This window comes from Ruegeria sp. BG11 (genome assembly GCF_056538565.1).
On record NZ_JBQFTH010000020.1, the window covers coordinates 1 to 19,606 of the forward strand.

The 19,606-nt window shown below is 59.1% G+C and carries 18 protein-coding genes and 1 pseudogene; 11 read left to right on the top strand and 8 right to left on the bottom strand.

Annotation, left to right across the window (positions count from 1 at the left end; all coding sequences use genetic code 11):
• Nucleotides 1-132: 132 nt before the first annotated feature.
• From ACR0JF_RS21960 to ACR0JF_RS21990, 7 genes and pseudogenes are all read right to left on the bottom strand, one after another.
• Nucleotides 133-970: pseudogene (locus ACR0JF_RS21960) on the bottom strand (fumarylacetoacetate hydrolase family protein).
• Nucleotides 971-1,072: 102 nt separating this feature from the next.
• Nucleotides 1,073-2,575: an aldehyde dehydrogenase (NADP(+)) gene (locus tag ACR0JF_RS21965; RefSeq protein WP_170659250.1), complete on the bottom strand. Its 1,503-nt coding sequence runs from the start codon at nucleotides 2,573-2,575 to the stop codon at nucleotides 1,073-1,075.
• Between the two features lie 12 nt (nucleotides 2,576-2,587).
• Nucleotides 2,588-3,700: a fumarylacetoacetate hydrolase family protein gene (locus ACR0JF_RS21970; protein ID WP_170659249.1), complete on the bottom strand. Its 1,113-nt coding sequence runs from the start codon at nucleotides 3,698-3,700 to the stop codon at nucleotides 2,588-2,590.
• A 1-nt stretch (nucleotide 3,701) separates the two neighbouring features.
• Nucleotides 3,702-4,532: an amidohydrolase family protein gene (locus tag ACR0JF_RS21975; RefSeq protein WP_170659247.1), complete on the bottom strand. Its 831-nt coding sequence runs from the start codon at nucleotides 4,530-4,532 to the stop codon at nucleotides 3,702-3,704.
• Nucleotides 4,529-4,957 carry an RbsD/FucU domain-containing protein gene (locus tag ACR0JF_RS21980; protein ID WP_170659245.1) on the bottom strand — a complete coding sequence of 143 codons (429 nt, stop codon included), beginning with the start codon at nucleotides 4,955-4,957 and terminating at the stop codon, nucleotides 4,529-4,531. Before ACR0JF_RS21980 ends, ACR0JF_RS21975 begins: the two co-directional genes overlap by 4 nt.
• A complete protein-coding gene (locus ACR0JF_RS21985) occupies nucleotides 4,947-5,999 on the bottom strand; it encodes an aldo/keto reductase (RefSeq protein ID WP_170659243.1) in 1,053 nt (350 codons plus the stop codon). Before ACR0JF_RS21985 ends, ACR0JF_RS21980 begins: the two co-directional genes overlap by 11 nt.
• Nucleotides 5,996-6,733 (bottom strand): GntR family transcriptional regulator, encoded by a 738-nt coding sequence (locus tag ACR0JF_RS21990; protein WP_480669907.1) that lies wholly within the window; start codon nucleotides 6,731-6,733, stop codon nucleotides 5,996-5,998. Before ACR0JF_RS21990 ends, ACR0JF_RS21985 begins: the two co-directional genes overlap by 4 nt.
• Before the next feature lie 83 nt (nucleotides 6,734-6,816).
• Between ACR0JF_RS21990 and ACR0JF_RS21995 the strand changes: the two genes are divergently transcribed.
• From ACR0JF_RS21995 to ACR0JF_RS22010, 4 genes are read left to right on the top strand one after another with little or no spacing between them, the layout of a single operon-like run.
• Entirely contained in the window at nucleotides 6,817-8,370 is a 1,554-nt protein-coding gene (locus tag ACR0JF_RS21995) for an altronate dehydratase family protein (protein WP_170659432.1), read from the top strand.
• Nucleotides 8,371-8,411: 41 nt separating this feature from the next.
• Nucleotides 8,412-9,938 (top strand): sugar ABC transporter ATP-binding protein, encoded by a 1,527-nt coding sequence (locus ACR0JF_RS22000; RefSeq protein WP_170659242.1) that lies wholly within the window; start codon nucleotides 8,412-8,414, stop codon nucleotides 9,936-9,938.
• On the top strand, nucleotides 9,935-10,942 hold the full coding sequence (locus ACR0JF_RS22005; protein ID WP_170378165.1) for an ABC transporter permease: 1,008 nt from the start codon (nucleotides 9,935-9,937) through the stop codon (nucleotides 10,940-10,942). The genes ACR0JF_RS22000 and ACR0JF_RS22005 overlap by 4 nt, the downstream gene beginning before the upstream one ends.
• A gap of 40 nt (nucleotides 10,943-10,982) precedes the next feature.
• Nucleotides 10,983-11,927 carry an ABC transporter substrate-binding protein gene (locus tag ACR0JF_RS22010; RefSeq protein WP_170659240.1) on the top strand — a complete coding sequence of 315 codons (945 nt, stop codon included), beginning with the start codon at nucleotides 10,983-10,985 and terminating at the stop codon, nucleotides 11,925-11,927.
• Between the two features lie 92 nt (nucleotides 11,928-12,019).
• Here ACR0JF_RS22010 and ACR0JF_RS22015 read toward each other — a convergent pair whose 3' ends face one another.
• On the bottom strand, nucleotides 12,020-13,066 hold the full coding sequence (locus ACR0JF_RS22015; RefSeq protein ID WP_170659238.1) for a LacI family DNA-binding transcriptional regulator: 1,047 nt from the start codon (nucleotides 13,064-13,066) through the stop codon (nucleotides 12,020-12,022).
• 152 nt (nucleotides 13,067-13,218) lie between these two features.
• Between ACR0JF_RS22015 and ACR0JF_RS22020 the strand changes: the two genes are divergently transcribed.
• From ACR0JF_RS22020 to ACR0JF_RS22050, 7 genes are all read left to right on the top strand, one after another.
• Nucleotides 13,219-13,401 (top strand): hypothetical protein, encoded by a 183-nt coding sequence (locus ACR0JF_RS22020; protein WP_170467628.1) that lies wholly within the window; start codon nucleotides 13,219-13,221, stop codon nucleotides 13,399-13,401.
• A gap of 26 nt (nucleotides 13,402-13,427) precedes the next feature.
• Nucleotides 13,428-14,573, top strand: a complete 1,146-nt coding sequence (locus ACR0JF_RS22025) for a TRAP transporter substrate-binding protein (protein WP_170659236.1) — start codon at nucleotides 13,428-13,430, stop codon at nucleotides 14,571-14,573.
• 114 nt (nucleotides 14,574-14,687) lie between these two features.
• Complete coding sequence (locus ACR0JF_RS22030) at nucleotides 14,688-15,203, top strand: TRAP transporter small permease (RefSeq protein WP_170378174.1); 516 nt, start codon at nucleotides 14,688-14,690, stop codon at nucleotides 15,201-15,203.
• Nucleotides 15,204-15,214: 11 nt separating this feature from the next.
• Nucleotides 15,215-16,543 (top strand): TRAP transporter large permease, encoded by a 1,329-nt coding sequence (locus ACR0JF_RS22035; RefSeq protein WP_170378176.1) that lies wholly within the window; start codon nucleotides 15,215-15,217, stop codon nucleotides 16,541-16,543.
• 10 nt (nucleotides 16,544-16,553) lie between these two features.
• On the top strand, nucleotides 16,554-17,861 hold the full coding sequence (gene hisD / locus ACR0JF_RS22040) for a histidinol dehydrogenase (protein ID WP_170659235.1): 1,308 nt from the start codon (nucleotides 16,554-16,556) through the stop codon (nucleotides 17,859-17,861).
• 41 nt (nucleotides 17,862-17,902) lie between these two features.
• Nucleotides 17,903-18,625, top strand: a complete 723-nt coding sequence (locus ACR0JF_RS22045; RefSeq protein WP_480669912.1) for an SDR family NAD(P)-dependent oxidoreductase — start codon at nucleotides 17,903-17,905, stop codon at nucleotides 18,623-18,625.
• Nucleotides 18,622-19,602: an alcohol dehydrogenase catalytic domain-containing protein gene (locus tag ACR0JF_RS22050; protein ID WP_170659231.1), complete on the top strand. Its 981-nt coding sequence runs from the start codon at nucleotides 18,622-18,624 to the stop codon at nucleotides 19,600-19,602. Before ACR0JF_RS22045 ends, ACR0JF_RS22050 begins: the two co-directional genes overlap by 4 nt.
• Nucleotides 19,603-19,606 lie beyond the last annotated feature (4 nt).

Consider the following 19,606-nt stretch of genomic DNA (forward strand, 5'->3'; position numbering starts at 1 on the left):
TGACAAACACGCCGAGGCACCACAGGCCGCAGAATAAACCCACCAAAACACAAACAAGCCAAGCGCCGCCCAAACACAGGGCGGCGCTTTTTTTGTTGATACAGTTGGACCCCGTAGAAAGGGCGCTTTCGGTTATCCGGCGACGACACGCTGCCGTTGCTCACCCAGCCCTTGTATTCCAAGCTCCATGCGGTCGCCCGGCTTGAGGTAGGTCTGCGGGTTCTGTCCCATGCCAACGCCCGGAGGCGTCCCGCTCGAGATCACATCACCGGGTTGTAGTGACATGAATTGCGACAGGTGCGAGATTACCTTCGCAACACCGAAATGCATCGTTTTGGTCGAGCCGTCCTGATACTGGTGCCCGTTCACCTCAAGATACATCGGCAGGTTCTGCGGGTCGGGCACCTCGTCGCGCGTCACTAAACAAGGGCCGATGGGGCCAAACGTGTCGGCGGACTTGCCTTTAACCCACTGGCCCGAGCGGTGCAGCTGAAAATCACGCTCGGACAGGTCGTTGACGCAATATCCAGCCGCATGATCCAGCGCTTCTTCCTCCGAGAAATACTTGGTCTTTTTCCCGATGACGACGCCCAGTTCGACCTCCTAATCAGTTTTGACCGAGCCGCGCGGAATTTCGACGGTATCGTCCGGGCCATTGATCGCTGAGGTGGCTTTGAAGAAAATCACCGGCTCTTGCGGCAGTTCCATACCGCTTTCGGCGGCGTGATCTGCGTAATTCAGACCGATGCAGATGAACTTTCCCACCTGACCACCGCAGGCTCCGATGCGGGGTGCCTTCGACCACTGGCAAGTTGGCGGGATCCAGCGCCCGCAACCGTGCAAGCGTTTCGTCCCCCAGCGCCTCGCCCGAGATGTCACCGACCGCCCCCGAAAGGTCACGGATCGTACCTTCGGTATCCAGTAGTCCGGGTTTCTCAGCACCCTTCGGACCAAAGCGGAGCAGTTTCATATCGAGTTCCTTCGTTGCTTGGATCGTTCAGCCACCGCCAAGGGCAAACGGCTTTTCGATGGTATTTCTGCTGACATCGCTCTCAAGGCGCATTCGGCGGTGTTAAACACCCTCGGGAAGCAGATCAGTGGGAATGTCCTGATAGCAGACCGGCCGCAGGAAACGACGGATCGACAGAGTACCAACCGATGTCGCGCCGAAATTTGTCGATGCCGGGTAGGGGCCGCCATGGACCATGCTGTCGCAGACCTCGACCCCAGTGGGGAAGCTGTTGGCCAGCAAGCGCCCAGCTTTACGCTCCAGCAGTGGCAGCAACGCCTGTGCATCGGGCTTGTCGCCCGGGTCCAGATGCAACGTGCAGGTCAGCTGGCCTTCGATCGCGCGGGCGATATGCTGCATCTGCGCCGTGTCGCGGACGCGGACGACGATGCCGAGCGGGCCAAAGACCTCCTCTTGCAGTTTGTGATCCGCCAACCAGTCATCGCCGGACACCGTGAACAAGTAGGAGGCCGCATCGCGGGTCGTGCAGCTGGTGCCCATGATCTGAGTGACTCCGGTGCCCGCCGCGACTCGAGAAACCCCCTGACGGAAGGCTTCTGCAATACCATCGGTCAGCATGGTTTGCTCGGCTATGGCGGACAGGCCAGCTTCGGCGGCGGACTGGAACGCATTCGCCTCGGGGCCATCGGTGATGACGGCAATGCCGGGATTGGTGCAGAACTGACCTGCTCCCATTGTCAAAGATCCAGACCAGCCGGTCCCGATCTCAGCCCCGCGCGCGGCGGCGGCTTGCGGCAGGATGAACATTGGATTGACCGAGCCAAGCTCACCGAAGAACGGGATTGGTTCGTCGCGTTGCGCACATAGATCGAACAGGGCGCGACCTCCAGCAAGGCTTCCGGTAAACCCAACCGCCCGGATCAGAGGATGCTGCACCAGACGCGTTCCCACGTCCCGTTTGCCGCCTTGCACCAATGAGAGCACACCGGGATGAACGCCTGTCGCATTGATGGCAGCATCAATGGCCTGCGCGACGAATTCACCCGTGCCTGGATGCGCCGAATGGCCTTTGACAACGACGGGACAGCCTGCGGCCAAAGCGGCCGCCGTATCGCCCCCCGCGACCGAGAAAGCCAGCGGGAAGTTGGACGCGCCGAACACAGCCACAGGCCCCAGCGGGCGCTGGATCATGCGCAGGTCGGGGCGGGGCAGGGGTGCGCGGTCGGGCATGGCCGGGTCGTGACGCATGTCCAGATAGTCGCCCGCCTCAATATGATCGGCGAACAGACGCAGCTGACCGACGGTGCGGCCACGTTCGCCTTGCAAACGGGCCTCGGGCAGGCCGGTTTCTTGCGTTCCGATTTCAGTGATCGCTTCGCCGCGTGCGTCAATCTCATCCGCGATCTTGCGCAGCAACTCGGCGCGCTCGGCCCGGGTTGACCATCCGAATGAGACAAAGGCCTCCTCGGCGGCGTCTACGGCACGGTCAACCAGCGCGGGCGTGCCCACTGCAAAGTCATAGCTTGGGCCATGGGCAGGTTCCGATGCGAAAGTGGCGTCTGCGCCGACCCATTCGCCAGCGATTAGGTGTTTTCCGGTTAACATGTTGGTTCTTTCTTAAAGCAGGTCGCGTTGGGCGAGGTTTCGCATCAGATGTGAGGCCCCGAAGGTCCATTCAGGGCATTCCGTGGACAGGCGCACCGTGTTTGTCAGTGCCCCAAGCTGGCCGTTGGCGATGGTGACGATATCGCCCAATTTATGAGTGAAGCCGCCTCCGGGTGTGTCGCGGTCCTGGGTTGGAGCAAAAAGCGTGCCCAAAAACAGCATCAGCCCGTCCGGATATTGGTGGTGCCGCCCGATTGTCTGTTTCACAAGATCCGCCGGATCGCGGCTGATCTGGGACATCGAAGACGCGCCGTTCAGAACAAACCCATCGGGCCCGGTGACAGTCAGCGTCAACTCGGCCTTTCGCACGTCGTCGAGGGTGAAGCCATCATCGAAGAGCCGGATCATCGGCCCGATCGCGCATGAGGCATTGTTGTCTTTGGCTTTGCTGAGCAACAGCGCCGAGCGCCCCTCGACATCGCGCAGATTCACATCGTTGCCCAGCGTCGCGCCCTTGATTTCGCCGCGTGAGGTAACGGCCAGAACCACCTCGGGTTCGGGGTTGTTCCAGGTGGAAATCGGATGCAGCCCGATATCCGCGCCCACGCCAACCGAAGACAAAACCTGCGCCTTGGAAAATACCTCGGCATCCGGTCCGATCCCGACCTCGAGGTACTGGCTCCAGAGACCTTCTTCGATCAGCGCCTCTTTGACCTTCGCGGCCTCATCCGAGCCGGGCGTGATATTGGACAGGCTGTCGCCGATACGCGCGCCGATGCGCGACCGTATCGCGTCGGCTTTGGCTGGGTCGCCTGCGGCCTGTTCCTCGATCACGCGCTCGACCATGGAACCGGCAAATGTGACGCCGCAGGCTTTGACCGCTTGCAGGTCACACGGCGCCAGCCAGTGGTGATCGGCGTCAAAAGGGCCAAGGTCTTCGCCTTGCGTCGCACGGACGTAGTCTGCTGCATCGTCCCGCTCAAGAATATCCCGAACGGTTGGCGCGGTTTTCGATGTGATATCGACCACGCGACCATCGCGCATGGTCACAACGCAGGGGCCAATCCCGGCGCGCTCAATACGTCCGAGCCACAGCCCGTTGGAGTCCAGATTTGGTAGAGTCATGTCAATCCCTGAGGTTATAGGCCCGCGCGGCGTTGCCACCCATGACAGCATCGCGTTCGGAGCTGCTGAGCTGGCTCAGCAAAAGGTCTGTGGTTTCAAGCCAGCGTTCGTAGCTGCTGGCCAAGGTGCAAACCGGCCAGTCGCTGCCCCAGATCAGGCGGGACGGGCCAAAGGTGTTCAAAAGGTGGTCCACGTAGGGGCGGAGATCATCGACGGTCCAATCAGGTGCGGCTTCGGTGACAAGACCAGACAGTTTGCACCATGCGTTGGTCTCACTGGCCAGCGCTACCATATCCGCGGCCCAACCCTCGAGTTTTGCGTCCCGGATCAGCGGCTTGGAACCGTGATCAATGACAACTTTCATATCCGGATGACGGGACAGTAGCTTTCTGAGCGGTCCCAGATGCTGCGGCAAGGTCAATGCGTCGAACGTCAGCCCCCGCGCTGTCAGTTCGGTAAAAGCGGGGGTCAGAGCGTCGCCGAGCATCCAGAGCGGGTCGGTAATGTCCTGAATCATCGGACGAAGCCCAACCAGTGCCGGGTGCTTGTTCAATGCTGCGATTTGAGGCGCCGCATTCGTGGCTTCGAAATCGGCCCAACCCACAACACCTTTGATAAATGAGGTCTCGTCCGCCAGGGACAGCATATATTCCGTCTCGGCCACCGTCGGAGCAGCCTGCACCAGCACGGTGCCTTTAATGCCAGCGTCTTGCAGCAATGGGGCCAGATCATCAGGAGTAAAGTCGCGGTATATCACGTTCAAGTCAGGCGTCAGCCAGCCATAGTCCCCCCGCGCCACGGCCCAGAAGTGCTGATGCGCGTCAATCTTCATCCGATCACGCCCTTTTTCAGGATGATATTGCCATAGAGCCTGCGCTCGCCCGTTTGAACGATGGCAAATGCATTGGCCGCACGCTCATAGAAGGCAAACCGCTCGAGCCCCTGAATCTTAGCAGGGTTGTCCGCTGTCGCGTCGATGATGTCCTGAAAATCGCCGACGGCTTCGGGAATTGCGTCCGGATCACCGACCACCTGCATGGTCAGGGCGGGGTCGATCACGAATGTATCCAGAGGCATCAAGGATAGAACGGCCCGCAGCATCTCACTCGCGGTTGAGCCATCCGCTCTGATACACTCAGGGCCGGTGCTTGTGCCGGGAAAATTCGCATCCGCGATCACGATTTCATCACCGTGTCCCATGGCTCTGAGCGCATGTAGCAGGCTGGGCGACAGAATGGGGTCGATGTTACGCAGCATCGGCGGCCTCGCTCGGCAACGGTGCATCCGGACGGATCAGCCCCTCGGACCGCAGATCAGACCAGAGGCCCGGGGGCACTTCCCGCTCTAGCAGGGCCACGTTGGATTGCACTTCGGCTGCGCTGACAGCGCCCGGCACGACTGTTTTGACGCACGGATGGCCCAGAACAAATTGAAGGGCCGCCGCGATCAGAGGAGTGTCATGCGCGGCGCAAACGGCCTCGATTTTGCGGACGCGCGCCATTATGTCCTCGGGCGCATCGGCATAGTTGTATTTTGCACCCGGCACGGCTCCGGTTGCGAGGATGCCGGAGTTGTAGGGCCCGCCCAGAATGATCCCCACGTCGCGCTTTTCACAAAGTGGCAGGAAGCTGTCCAATGCCTCTTGCTCAAGCAACGTATAACGGCCGGCTAGCAGGAAGCCGTCGAAATCACCCAAGCCCAGAAGCTTTTCACATACCTGCCATTCGTTCACACCTGCGCCGATGGCGGCGATCTCTCCGGCGTCGCGCAGCTCAACCAGTGCCTTGTAGCCGCCACCGTCGAACAGCTCACGCACTTTGGCGTCCGACATTTCCTGACTGCCCTGGCTGAACACGCAGACGTCATGCACCAGAAGGATGTCGGCATTGGCGACTCCGATCCGCTCACGGCTGGCCTCGTAGGACCGCATCACCCCGTCGTAGGTATAGTCGAACACGATCCGTTTTTGCGGAACGTCCACAAATGCTTCGGGCGTGACCTCATGGGGTTCGCAATCCAGCAGCAGACGCCCGATCTTGGTGGACAGCTGGATATTCTCCCGCCCAAAGCGGGCAGTCGCCTCGCCAAAGCGGCGCTCGGACCGCCCAAGCCCGTATTGCGGTGCGGTGTCAAAGAACCGAATGCCCGCATCGTAAGCGGCCTGAAGCGCGGCCTGCGCATCCTCATCCGGCACTTTGCGGTACAGGTTTCCCAGCGGGGCACCGCCAAATCCCATCCGGGTCAGCGGAACGGGCCGCGCGGTGCGGTGATTGAGCAATTCTGTCTGTGAAACGGTCATCCTGCCTCGCTGTGCGACTGTTGGGTGAGATTGAAAAGGTGGGGTTTTTGCTGCCTGAGTTCCTCGATGCGCGGCATCAACTGTCCCAAATGGGCGCGCATTGCGTCCTGAGCGGCCTGTTCGTTGCGGCTGCAAATCGCGTCAAAAATGGCTTTGTGTTCCGCCAGTGTTTCCGCAATCCGGCCGGGGGTCGGCAGCAACAGCATCCGCGCCCGGCTCACTTGAAGGGAAACGTTCTGCGCAACGTTGGCGAGGTGACGGAAGCCGGTGAAGTCCATCAGCATGCCGTGAAGCTCTTCGTCGGCCTGATAGAAGCCAGGAACATCGTCATCTTCGATCAAAAGTTCTTGCAGGCGCATATTGCGGCTGAGGCGTTTGCGCTGATCTTCGGTCAGGTCCCGCGTCACTTTGGCGACGGTTGCCAGTTCGAGTGCTTCGCGCAGAAAGGCACCTTCGCGGATCTCATCCATCGAGAAATAAGACACACGCGTCCCGGATTGCGGGACTACATCCACCAGACCTTCAGATGCCAGTCGGGCGATGGCGTCCGCAACAGGCGCGCGTGACACGCCTAAACGCTCGCAAACCGGGGCCTTCCGTAGGTTCGCGCCTGGCGGAAAGTCCAGCGCTAGAATCGCCGTTTTCAAAGAGTGGTGAACCCGCTGAGCCAGCGATCCTTCGGTGGTCGTAATCTCGGGCAGGAGAGAGGCATCAATATCTTGGAGCTTGTTCATGGTCAGAGTTTAACATTCTAACATGTTAGTTGACAAGAGAAGATGTACCACTTAGCAACATGGACCAAGCAAGCGGGGAAGTGATGCAAGCACACGACGGCATAAATGTTCTGGAAAAGGCGGCGCGGGACGTCGTTCAGCTTAACCCTGATGACAATATTGTTATTGCCCTGCGTGACTTGCAGGCGGGCGAGCAGCCGTCACATGTGTCGACACCTCTGACCTCGCAAGTGGCCCGCGGGCACAAGATTGCGACGATGCCGATTCGGGCTGGCGAAAACGTGATCCGTTACGGCCAGATCATCGGTCAGGCCAAAAGCGACATCGCACCGGGTGAGCACATCCATGTCCACAATCTGGGGATGGGCGCGCATCAACAGGACTATGCGCATGCCAGCGCCAATGCTCCGCTGCCAGCGCTCGGCGCGGATCGGACGTTTGACGGGTATCATCGTGCCGACGGTCGGGTAGGGACCCGCAACTATATCGGCATCCTGACCAGCGTGAATTGCTCGGGCTCGGTTGCAAGGTTCATTGCCGAGGCGGCCGAGAAGTCCGGGCTGCTGGACAGCTTTCCCAATGTCGATGGAGTGGTGCCCATTGTGCATGGCACGGGCTGCGGCATGTCCGGTAAGGATGAAGGCTACGCTACCCTGTTCCGAACATTGGCTGGTTACGCGCAGCACCCGAATTTCGGGGGTATCCTGCTGATTGGTTTGGGCTGCGAGGTCATGCAAGTCGCAGATCTTGTCGGAGGACGCCCGATCCGGTCAGACGGCGCGTTGCGCTACATGACCATCCAGAACGAGGGCGGCACGCGCCGCACCATCGAACGCGGGCTAGATGAACTGCGAGGAATAGCCGAGCTGGCCAATCAAGCCGAGCGCGCGCCCGCGCCTATCAGTGCGATCACCGTTGGAATGCAGTGCGGTGGATCCGACGGGTATTCCGGGATCACGGCCAATCCAGCCCTTGGGTATGCCTCAGACCTGCTGGTGCGCCACGGCGGAACGACGATCCTGTCCGAGACGTCCGAGATCTATGGGGCGGAGCATCTGTTGACCCGCCGCGCCGAGACCACCGAAGTGGGTGAAAAGCTTATCGAACGTATCCACTGGTGGGAAGACTACACCGAACGCAATGGCGGTGAGATGGACAACAACCCAAGCCCCGGCAACAAGCGCGGCGGGCTGACGACTATTCTGGAGAAATCGTTGGGCGCTGTCGCCAAAGGCGGCACGGCACCGCTGCGCGACGTCTACAAGTTCGGCGAGAAGGTGGACAAACACGGGTTCGTCTTCATGGACAGCCCCGGATTTGATCCATGCTCGGTTACAGGGCAGGTGGCATCAGGCGCGAACCTGATAGTGTTCACCACCGGCCGCGGTTCGGTGTCGGGTTACCAGCCGACACCCTGCATCAAACTGGCGACCAACTCGGAAATGTATGCCCGGATGGCAGAAGACATGGATCTGAACTGCGGCGACATCGTCACCGATGGCGTCAGCATCGAAGCCAAAGGCGAAGAGCTATTCGAGATACTGATCCGTGTCGCCTCAGGTGAGAAAACCAAAAGTGAGGAACTTGGCTTTGGGGGCGTGGAATTCGTCCCCTGGCAAATCGGCGCGGTGATGTAAGCCGCACCGCCCTTGGGGAGAGGGACAGAATGGGAGGAGAAATGACGAAACTGGTCGACATGACGGGGATTGATAAGCACTTCCCCGGTGTGCATGCGCTAAAATCCGTGCAGTTCGATCTGTTTCCGGGTGAAGTTCACGCGCTGATGGGCGAGAACGGTGCCGGGAAAAGCACGCTGATGAAGATTCTCTCGGGCATCTATCAGCGTGACGGCGGCGATCTGGTGATCGAGGGGCGATCTGTCAGCCCAACCACCCCGCGCGAGGCGCAGGATCTGGGCATTGGCATCATCCATCAGGAACTGAGCCTGATGAATGACCTGACCGTCGCGCAGAATATCTTCATCGGACGCGAACCGCGCAAAAGCTTTGGTCGTCTGGACGAAGCCGCGCTGAATGCGCAAACAGCCGATATCTTCGCCTCGATGAACCTGAACCTCGATCCCAAGGCGCTGGTCGGCAGCCTTACCATCGCAAAACAGCAGATGGTCGAGATCGCCAAGGCTTTGTCCTTCCGGTCGAAAGTTCTGATCATGGATGAGCCGACCGCGGCCCTGAACGACGCCGAAATCGCCGAGCTGTTCGTGATCATCCGCCGCCTCAAGGCAGAAGGTGTGGGCATCGTCTATATCAGCCACAAAATGGATGAGCTGAAGCAGATCTCGGACCGGGTCACGGTCATGCGCGACGGAGAATATGTCGGCACGGTGGGGGCCGCAGAGACCCGAATCAGCCAGATCATCGCAATGATGGTGGGGCGTGAGGTGAACGAGGAGCCCTTGGACGTTCCCGATCTGGGTGATGCCGAGGTTTCGCTACAAGTCACTGGCCTGAGCCGCAGCAAAGAAATCCAAGATGTCAGCTTTTCGGTTCAGAAAGGCGAGATATTCGGCTTTGCCGGACTGATGGGCGCTGGCCGGACCGAGGTCGCGCGAGCGATCTTCGGCGCTGATCCAAAAGATGCCGGTGAAATCCGGGTGCATGGTCAGGTGGTCTCGATCAAGTCGCCGACCGACGCGGTGAAGGCCGGGATCGGGTATCTATCTGAGGACCGCAAGCATTTCGGCCTCGCCACGGGGATGAATGTGCGGGACAATATCGCGCTGGCCTCGATGGATCTTTTCACAAGTACCGGCGGTGTTCTGAATGACAGTGAAATCAGCACCACCGCCAAAGGCTACATCGCGCAGCTGGGCATTCGGACGCCATCAGATGTGCAAGAGGTTCGGCTGCTGTCCGGCGGTAATCAGCAAAAGGTGGTCATCGCCAAATGGCTGCTGCGCGATTGCGATATCCTGATCTTCGATGAACCCACACGGGGCATCGACGTCGGTGCAAAATCCGAAATCTACAAACTGCTCGAGGAGCTGGCAGAGCAGGGCAAGACGATCATCGTGATCTCGTCCGAATTGCCCGAGATCATGCGCCTCAGCCACCGCATCGCCGTGATGTGCGAAGGCCGGCTGACCGGCATTCTGCCCGGCGGAAAAGACACCACACAAGAAGACATCATGCATCTGGCCACGCAACGTGCGGCGGCGATGCAGGTAACGGGGACAATTCAATGACCACAGCTACGGATATCGACAAGAAAAAGCCCCTTGGGGGTTTGTCGGAAAGCGGCGCCTACCAGAAAATGCTGGCCTTCGCGAGCTTGATCGCGTTGCTGATCGGCTTTTCGATCGCGTCGCCGAACTTCATGCAAACCTCCAACATGATTGCGATTTTGCAGGCGACCTCGGTCAACGGTGTACTGGCGGTTGCTGCGACTTTGGTGATCATCACCGGAGGGATCGACCTGTCGGTGGGCACGTTGATGACCTTTTGCGCGGTGATCGCGGGGGTGGTGCTGACATATCTGGGCATGCCGTTGCTATTGGGTGTTGCGGCCGCAATCGCGGCTGGCGCGTTCTGTGGCCTGTGTTCGGGGACCTTCGTCGCCAAGATGAAAATCCCGCCCTTCATCGCCACACTCGGCATGATGCTGATCCTCAAAGGTCTCTCGCTGGTGATCTCGGGGACACGACCAATCTACTTCAACGACACACCGGGCTTTGACCAGATCTCGCGCGGATCGTTGATCGGAGAGGTCTTCCCAGCGCTGCCCATCCCCAATGGCGTGCTGATCCTGTTCATCGTCGCGATCGCCGCCTCGTATATACTCAGCCGCACAGTTCTGGGCCGCTATACCTTTGCGCTCGGGTCAAACGAAGAGGCCGTGCGCCTGTCCGGTGTCAACACCGATATGTGGAAGATCCGCATCTATGCGCTGGCCGGAGCTATCTGCGGCATCGGCGGCATCCTGATCGCCTCGCGTCTGAACTCGGCTCAGCCTGCTTTGGGCCTGGGGTATGAGCTGGAGGCCATCGCAGCGGTTGTCATCGGTGGCACATCGCTCTCGGGCGGTCGCGGCACGATCCTTGGCACTTTGATCGGCGCCTTGATTATGGCGGTGCTGACAAACGGGCTGCGTGTCCTGTCCGTCGCGCAGGAGTGGCAGACCGTTGTCACCGGCGCAATCATCATTCTGGCCGTCTATGCCGACATGGCACGGCGCAAGAAATCCGGCTGAATCAACTAACGACAAAACGACCAACTGTGGAGGAGAAAACATGTTTTCACGTCGTTTCATTCTGGGGGCGCTGAGTGCGGCCACCCTGGCAGGTCCCGCCTCGATGGCGGCTGCCGAAGAAATCTATATCCCGCTGGTGTCCAAGGGCTTTCAGCACCAGTTCTGGCAGGCGGTTAAGTCTGGCGCAGAGCAGGCAGCGGATGAGTTTGACGTCACCATCACCTTCGAAGGCCCTGACAACGAAACCATGGTGGACCGTCAGATCGACATGCTGGCAGCAGCACTTGCCAACAATCCCAAGGCCATCGGTTTTGCCGCGCTGGACAGTCAGGCCGCGATCCCGCTGTTGAAACAGGCCAATGACAAAGGTATTCCGATTATCGCCTTCGACAGTGGCGTCGACAGCGACATCCCGCTTTCGACCGCAACTACAGACAATCTTGCGGCGGCCGGTCTGGCAGCGGACAAGATGGCCGAGAAGATCGGCGGTAAGGGCAAGGTTGCCGTTGTCGCGCATGACCAGACCAGCCGCACAGGGATCGACCGACGCGACGGGTTCGTAAACCGTATCGCCGAGAAATACCCGGATATCGAAGTCGTTACCGTTCAATACGGTCAGGGCGATCACCTCAAATCGACCGAGGTGACCAAGGCAATCCTGACTGCAAACCCGGATCTGAATGGTATCTTCGGCACCAACGAAGGCTCAGCTATCGGCGTTGTGAATGGCGTTCAGGAACTGGGCACCGAAGGTCTGGTCATTATTGGATATGACAGCGGCAAGGCGCAGAAAGACGCGATCAAAAGCGGTCTGATGGCTGGTGCGATCACGCAGAACCCGGTTGGTATCGGCTATGAAACCGTCAAAGCTGCCGTTTCGGCCCTGAACGGTGAAGAAGTGCCGAGCCTCATCGACACGGGCTTCTACTACTACGATGCCTCGAATGTCGACGACCCGAAAATCTCGGCCGTTCTGTACGACTAAGACCCACCACTCACGATAACCTGTCCGGCCTGTCCTTACTGGGTGGGCCGGATGCTTTAGAGGTAGCTCGGGTCAACTACTGGCCATGTGTCCTACGCCTGGGGTACGGGCCCGAGTGACTCGCGTATCTTTGTCGTGGCTTCGAGCTGTACACTTGACCCCGCATCCTCACCTTTGCGCAAAGCGACCAGCATACGAGCGGCCCCTTTACCCATGTTTCGATGAGGAACATGAACCGTTGTCAGGGTCGGTGTTACGATCTCTGCTATTTCAATGTCATCAAACCCGGTGATGGACACATCTCTCGGCACTTCAAGGCCCATTTTCCGGGCCTGCCTCAGAGCACCGGCGGCAAGAACATCGTTGCCACATAGGATTGCAGTGGGTTTCGGTTCCAATTCCATCGCCGCCTCAAGGGCGCGCGCTCCGTTGTCGATCGAGTAGGGCGTTTCGATGACGTGCAGGTTGCCGACGTCCAGGTTCCGAGACAGCATCGCTTGTTGCACGCCCTCACAGCGCAACCGTGCCCTGTCGTTGCCGTCCCGCTCCGCAGTGACAAAGGCAATGGCGCGATGTCCAAGGTCGAGAACCTGTTCGGTCAGCGCGCGCATGGCGCTTCGGTTGTCGAACCCGATGGACAGGTGCGTTTGGTCAGGATCGTAAACCCACGCAACCACACACGGGATCCGTTGTTTCTTCAGGAACTCGTAAACCTGTGGGGTCCGGTCAAAACCAATCAGCAAAAGCGCATCCGCACCGCGTGCCACAAGGCTGCGGATCTGCTCTTCTTCAAGCTCAGGATTATATGAAGAGCTGGCGACGAGGAGGGTTATGCCATGCCTCTGAAGCTCTTCCTGAAACGCTTGGAGGCCACGTGCGAAGATGGCGTTTTCCATCGTCGGGATAATTGCGCCAAAGGTTCTGGTGCGTTTGGCGGCAAGGGCCTGAGCCCCGAAGTTCGGTGTGTAGCCAAGTGTTTTTACCGCACTGAGGACCCTTTCGCGGGTTTTCTGGGACACCATTTTGGGATTGTTGAGGCACCTCGAAACAGTGGCCGTCGAAACGCCTGCACGTTGCGCAACGTCTTCCAGTGTCGGTGACGTCCGGCTTGGCTCGTCTGGAAATGGTGCCTTCGTCATCTACCTAAATACACTCGTGGTTTTGGCGCTCCATTTGCGCTCTTCGGAATGCGGGGTCAACTAGGGTGCCATTCTAGGTACAGTGTAAGCGCTTGCAATGCAAAATGTAAGCGCTTACAGTGGCTTCGAATCGGAGAGGAGGGGGTTTGGCAATGTTCATATTCGCGGCCATTGCGCTTTTTCTGGCGTTCCTGATCAACGTCGTCGCGGGCGCATTTGGCTACGGCCAGTTCCTGGGCGACGTAGGAGAGATGGTGTTGCTGTTCGCGGCATCTCTCGCATTCGTTGTCGTCACGCTAAGGAAAGAGGCGGCCGCACAATCAAAAAAACAATAAATGACATGACCCATAGGGAGGAAAACATGGATCGTGAAAAGCAGGAATTGGCTTCGGCTTCACGCCGGAACTTCTTAAAGCTAGCAGGAAGCGGCAGCTTTACTGCAGCGTTGGTAGCGGGCGCTGCGGGGACCTTGTGGTCCACCGAGGCCGCGGCACAGACCGCCAAGGAAGAGCGTGAACGCGAGGATGCAGCGGAATTCACGATGACCCTCGCGACGGCGTATGTCTTGGGTGCATCGCGCAGCTATCCGATCATGCAGTTGGACCTGAAGGAAAACATCCAGAACGCCACCAATGGCAAGGTCTATGTCAAGCTGGCACCGGGTGGTCAGTTGGGGGCCGGTGGCGCCCTGGTGCAAGCGGTACAGGCTGGCACCATCCAATGCGCGCAGCATTCCCTGTCGAATTTCGCGCCCTATGCGAGCGCGGCTGACCTGATCAACATGCCCTATTTCTGTGGCTCCAACCAGCGCTTCACCAACCTAGTGACCTCGGATGCGTGGAAAGCCGAAGTACACCCCAAGATCGAAGCCGCAGGTTTCAAGGCGCTTTTCTACATCAATATCGACCCGCGCGTTGTGGCTGTGCGCAAGGGCGGAAACGCCGTGATCACGCCCGGCGACATGGCAGGGGTCAAGTTCCGCGTGCCCGGCTCGAAGATGCTACAGCAGTACTATCGCATGGTCGGCGCGAACCCGACGCCGGTGGCCTGGGGCGAAACGCCTTCGGCGATCAAGCAGGGCGTGGCGGATGCTCTTGACCCGTCTGTTGGCGCGCTCTTTGTGTTTGGTTTCAAGGACATCCTGAGCCATGTCACCTTTACACAGGCGGTGCCGGACAGCCAGATTTACTCGATGAATCTGGAATGGTTCAACTCGCTACCGGCAGATGTGCAGGAAGGCATCGAGTTCGCGGGCGAACTGACCTCGCATCAGAACCTGGCCAAGGTTCCGTCTGCACGCACCTACGCAATGGCGGAACTGCGCAAAGCAGGTGTCGAGTTCCACAGCCTCAGCGAGGATCAGCTTGCGGAATGGAAAGCCGCTGGTGGATACCAACTGTCCGATTGGGACGAGTTCAAGGTCGAGCTCGCCGGTTCCATGGACAACTTTGCCAAGCTGGAAGAAGCGGCTGGCACGAAAGGACGCTACTACGTCCACGATGCTTGATACGCCTCGTCGCGTTTCAGGGGCGGCATAGTTTCTGGCCGCCCCAAAATCTGACGACAACTTGGAAATCCGGCTGCCGGCTGCCCTTGAGGTGTCGGTGAACGGGAGGATTGCATGCAACGAATACTGCAAGAACTGAACCGGAATGCCGAGCGCTGGCTGCTGCTCGTGTTCTACACGATGCTGGTGGCGACGATGTTCATCGAAGTGCTTCGGCGCGAGCTGTTGTCCTATTCCTCGATCTGGGGCGAGGAAATCGTCCGGTACTCGTTCATCTACCTCGCATGGATCGGCGCTGCAGCTGCGGTTCGTGAACGCGGACATATCCGCATTGACGTGATCATGCACTATGTCAGCCCGCGGATTAAGGCGCTGCTCTATCTCTTTGGGGATTTTGTAATGGTCGCCGTGTCGGTCGTGGCGCTCTACTACTCGTATGAAACAGTCCACGTTTCCGCAAAATTTGGATCTGTAACAGACGGTCTGCGCATCAGCCGTGTCTGGTTCCTGATGGCCGTTCCAATCGGTTTCGCACTGGTTCTGCTGCGCCTCTTCCAATCCATCCTCCGCGACATCGCGGACCTTCGTGCGGGTCGCCCCGTTTACGAAGGTGACAAACTGTTCGACTGAGGGGGCTGGACATGCTTTGGAACCAACTCGATCAATCCGTTGTCCTCGGCTGGGATTTTTATGGCCCGGTCATCCTGTTCGTCGTCCTTGTCGCACTTGCTGTTCCCGTCTGGGCCGCCATCGGTTCGGCCGCGATCCTGATGCTTGTCTGGTCAGGGGCTCTGCCTTTGAGCCTCGTCGGGGAAAAGCTGTTCTCTGGCATCGACTTTTTCGCGCTGACGGCTGTGCCGCTGTTTATCTTAACGGGTGACGTCCTAGTCAGAACGGGGCTCAGTCGAAAATTTCTTGATGTGGCTGAGGCTCTAACACAATTCGCCAAGGGCGGCTTTGGATCAGCCACGGTGCTTGTCTGCGGTATGTTCGCCGCGATTTCGGGCTCGGACGCCGCAGGGGCAGCAGCTGTTGGCCGCATGACGATCGACCGACTGGTCGAATCCGGCTATCCCCGGCCATATGCTTGCGCGCTAGTTGCGGCGGGTGCCTGTACCGGCATCCTGATCCCGCCATCGATCGCCTATATCATCATCGGCCTTGTTCTGGGCATTTCTGCCTCGACACTGTTCCTGGCCGCTCTGATCCCCGGCATCGCGATCCTTCTGTCCATTCTTGCCACCAACATCATCATGAACCGCCTCAAGGGCTGGGAAGGTGGCGGCAACATCAGCATGGGAGAATACTTCTCGCGGCTAGGCAAAGCCCTGAAGTCAGGTTGGTATGCCTTCCTGGTGCCCGGCATCATCTTCTACGGCATCTTTTCGGGTCGACTGACGCCGACCGAAGCAGGCGCTACAGCCGTGGTGGTGACGATCGTCATGGGGTTCATCCTGCGCACTCTGAGCCTGAGCGATTTTCCAGCGATGCTGGTTAGTTCAGCCAAGGTGAACGGGGTCATTCTGCCGATCATCGCCTTTTCGGCTCCCTTGGCCGAAGCACTGGCCATCATTGGCGTCCCGCAAGGCTTTGTGGCAGCCGCCACCTCGGTCAGTGACGAACCGCTCGTCCTTATCCTGATGATGGTCGGCATCCTGATCGCAGCGGGCTGCGTGATGGAGACCACGCCGAACATCGTGATCCTCGCGCCGATCCTGAAGCCTCTGGCGGATGACATCGGCATGAACGAGATCCAGTTCTGCATCATGATGATCACCGCCTTGGGCGTTGGCTTTATCACGCCACCCTTGGGGCTGAACCTTTTCGTGGTCGCAGGAATAACGGGCGAATCGATCCTGAAGATCGCTTATCGCGCCATTCCGTTCGTCCTGTTCATGCTGATCGTCACCCTGTTCATCGCTTACGTGCCGACGATCTCGACCGTTCTTCTGCCAGATATTTATAAATAGGAAGCAATCAATGCCGAGAGAATATCTCAAAAAAGCGACGCTGACCTCGAAAAGCGATGCTTCGGAAACCAAGAAAATCGTCCGTGACATTCTTGATGAAATCGAGGCAGGCGGGGATGAAGCAGCCATGGCCTACGCCCGGAAGTTTGACAATTACGATGGCGAAATCCTGTTGTCACCTGAGGCCATCGAGGCTGCGTCGGCCCTCGTGCCCGAGAAGCTGAAGCAGGACATCCAGTTCAGCCACGCCAACGTCAAGAAGTTCGCCGAGGCGCAGTTGGGCACGGTCAAAGACTTTGAAACTGAGGTCGTGCCTGGCTTTATCGCGGGGCAGAAGGCGATCCCGGTGGATGCTGCAGGCTGCTATGTGCCCGGCGGGCGGTACAGCCATATCGCAAGTGCGATCATGACCGTTACAACGGCGAAAGTCGCCGGTTGTAAGCACATCGTCGCGTGTTCTCCACCACGCCCCGATGTGGGTATCGCGCCTGCCATCATCTATGCGGCGCATATCTGTGGTGCAGACAAAATCTTGGCCATGGGCGGTGTTCAGGGCGTTGCGGCGATGACGTTTGGCCTGTTTGGCTTGCCCAAGGCCAATATTCTCGTAGGTCCGGGAAACCAGTTCGTGGCTGAGGCGAAGCGGATGCTGTTCGGCCGTGTCGGCATCGACATGATTGCCGGCCCGACCGACAGCCTGATCCTGGCCGACAATACAGCCGATCCGATGGTGGTTGCAGCCGATCTCGTGGGTCAGGCCGAACATGGCTATAACTCGCCGGTCTGGTTGGTCACCGATGACCGCGCCCTGGCCGAAGACGTCATGCGGCTGGTGCCAGAACTGATTGCCGATCTGCCAGAAGTGAACCGCGACAATGCCACCGCCGCCTGGCGCGATTACGCAGAGGTCATCCTTTGCGCGGACCGTGAGGAAATGGCCGCAACATCCGATGCTTATGCACCCGAACACCTGACGGTTCAGGCGGTGGATCTGGAGTGGTGGTTGGATCGCCTCAGCTGCTATGGCTCGTTGTTTTTGGGCGAAGAAACCACCGTGGCCTTTGGCGACAAGGCGTCAGGTACGAACCACGTCCTGCCGACCTCTGGGGCGGCCAGCTACACAGGTGGCTTGAGTGTACACAAGTACATGAAAATCGTGACCTGGCAGCGCGCGACCCGTGAAGGAGCCAAGCCCGTCGCTGAAGCGACCGCACGGATTGCACGCCTCGAAGGTATGGAAGGCCACGCGCGCACGGCTGACATCCGCCTGAAGAAGTACTTCCCAGACGAAGAATTCAACCTGACGGCGCAAGGCTAAAACACTTGTCTTCCTCACGATTATTTAGCGTTGACGGTCACGTGGCCGTTGTGACCGGGGCCAGTTCTGGCCTCGGACAACAAGCGGCAACGATCTTGGCAAAGTCCGGTGCAAAGGTGGTGGGCGTCGCCCGCCGCGCCGACGCCTTGGCAAGCTGGGCGGACGAGATGGGCGGAAACGTTGCCGTGGTCGCAGGCGATGTGGCCGATCTTGAAAACCAACCGGAGCTGGTGCGCGAAATCGCTGCTCCGTTCGGCGCGCCGGATATTCTTGTTCACGCTGCGGGTCTCAACCCAAGATTGCCTGCCGAGGACCTGTCACCAGATATTTGGAACGCGACCCTCGCGGTCAACTTGTCTGCCCCATTCTTCCTGAGCCAGGCTTTCGTCCCGGCCATGACGGCGAAAGGCTGGGGGCGGATTATCAACTTTGCCTCGCTGCAGTCATTTCGGGCCTTTCCAAACGGTCTTCCCTATGGCGCTTCAAAGGGCGGCGTGGCCCAAATGACCCGCGCCATGGCCGAGGCGTGGTCATCTGCGGGGATCAATGTGAACGCAATTGGTCCGGGCTTTTTTGAGACCGAACTGACTGCGGCGGTCTTTGCTAATCCCGAACGGGCCGAACGTAACGCAGCTCAAACTTGCATTGGCCGCAACGGGGCGCTTGGAGATCTCGATGGGCCTCTGCTCTTTCTGTGTTCAGAAGCCTCTCGCTACGTGACCGGCCAAATCCTGATGCTGGATGGAGGGTTCACCGCCAAATGAAAGCTCTTGTTTATACAGACGTTAAAGCCCTGTCTTACGAAGAGACCAGGGACCCAACCCCACAGCTGGGCGAGGCGCTGATCCGGGTGGAAAGCGTCGGTATCTGTGGCTCTGACATGCATGCCTATCTGGGTCACGACAACCGCCGCCCAGCCCCTCTTATCCTTGGGCACGAGGCGGCTGGCACCATCGTTGACGGACCCCGCGCAAATGAGCGTGTGACGATCAACCCTCTGGTCAATTGCGGTGCCTGTCCTGCCTGTGTTTCCGGACGTGAAAACCTGTGTCCGACGCGGCAGATCATCTCGATGCCCCCGCGCGAGGGCGCTTTCGCCGAGCTTGTACGCATCCCCGAAGCCAATCTGGTCACGGTTCCTGACGATGTGTCGCTGGCCAAAGCAGCACTGGCCGAACCCATCGCCGTTGGTTGGCACGCGGCTCGACTTGGCGTTGAGGCGCTGCATCCATCGGAACCGCGCCAAGCGCTTGTCATTGGTGGTGGCGCAATTGGAGTGGCCGCCGCTTTGTCCCTGCAAGCGATGGACTTTGAGGAAATCGTGATCGTCGAGAGAAATGACATCCGCCGAGAATACCTCGCCGCCACCTGCGGGATGCAGGTCGCCAAAGAGGTTCAGGGCGAATTCCCTGTTGTTGTCGACGCTGTTGGATTTGCGCCAACAAGGGCGGCTGCTTCTGCAGCTGCCAAGCCCGGAGGTGTAGTTCTGCATATTGGCCTGGGTGAAGACACAGGCGGTCTGGATGTGCGTCGCATGACCCTGCAAGAGATCACCTTCATTGGCACCTACACGTACACCGCACAAGATTTCCGCGACACAGCCGCAGCCATGTTCGAGGGCAGGCTGGGCGCACTGGGCTGGGTGGAAAGCCGTCCGTTGTCAGATGGCGCAGATGCCTTCGAAGACATTCTGGCTGGGCGCGTTGCGGCCCCGAAAATCATTCTAAAACCTGACGCCTGAGGAG

Bases quoted from the DNA above. Each gene is read 5' to 3' on its own strand.
- ACR0JF_RS21965 (WP_170659250.1), bottom strand. From the start codon at position 2,575: ATGTTAACCGGAAAACACCTAATCGCTGGCGAATGGGTCGGCGCAGAC.
- ACR0JF_RS21970 (WP_170659249.1), bottom strand. From the start codon at position 3,700: ATGACTCTACCAAATCTGGACTCCAACGGGCTGTGGCTCGGACGTATT.
- ACR0JF_RS21975 (WP_170659247.1), bottom strand. From the start codon at position 4,532: ATGAAGATTGACGCGCATCAGCACTTCTGGGCCGTGGCGCGGGGGGAC.
- ACR0JF_RS21980 (WP_170659245.1), bottom strand. From the start codon at position 4,957: ATGCTGCGTAACATCGACCCCATTCTGTCGCCCAGCCTGCTACATGCG.
- ACR0JF_RS21985 (WP_170659243.1), bottom strand. From the start codon at position 5,999: ATGACCGTTTCACAGACAGAATTGCTCAATCACCGCACCGCGCGGCCC.
- ACR0JF_RS21990 (WP_480669907.1), bottom strand. From the start codon at position 6,733: ATGAACAAGCTCCAAGATATTGATGCCTCTCTCCTGCCCGAGATTACG.
- ACR0JF_RS21995 (WP_170659432.1), top strand. From the start codon at position 6,817: ATGCAAGCACACGACGGCATAAATGTTCTGGAAAAGGCGGCGCGGGAC.
- ACR0JF_RS22000 (WP_170659242.1), top strand. From the start codon at position 8,412: ATGACGAAACTGGTCGACATGACGGGGATTGATAAGCACTTCCCCGGT.
- ACR0JF_RS22005 (WP_170378165.1), top strand. From the start codon at position 9,935: ATGACCACAGCTACGGATATCGACAAGAAAAAGCCCCTTGGGGGTTTG.
- ACR0JF_RS22010 (WP_170659240.1), top strand. From the start codon at position 10,983: ATGTTTTCACGTCGTTTCATTCTGGGGGCGCTGAGTGCGGCCACCCTG.
- ACR0JF_RS22015 (WP_170659238.1), bottom strand. From the start codon at position 13,066: ATGACGAAGGCACCATTTCCAGACGAGCCAAGCCGGACGTCACCGACA.
- ACR0JF_RS22020 (WP_170467628.1), top strand. From the start codon at position 13,219: ATGTTCATATTCGCGGCCATTGCGCTTTTTCTGGCGTTCCTGATCAAC.
- ACR0JF_RS22025 (WP_170659236.1), top strand. From the start codon at position 13,428: ATGGATCGTGAAAAGCAGGAATTGGCTTCGGCTTCACGCCGGAACTTC.
- ACR0JF_RS22030 (WP_170378174.1), top strand. From the start codon at position 14,688: ATGCAACGAATACTGCAAGAACTGAACCGGAATGCCGAGCGCTGGCTG.
- ACR0JF_RS22035 (WP_170378176.1), top strand. From the start codon at position 15,215: ATGCTTTGGAACCAACTCGATCAATCCGTTGTCCTCGGCTGGGATTTT.
- hisD (WP_170659235.1), top strand. From the start codon at position 16,554: ATGCCGAGAGAATATCTCAAAAAAGCGACGCTGACCTCGAAAAGCGAT.
- ACR0JF_RS22050 (WP_170659231.1), top strand. From the start codon at position 18,622: ATGAAAGCTCTTGTTTATACAGACGTTAAAGCCCTGTCTTACGAAGAG.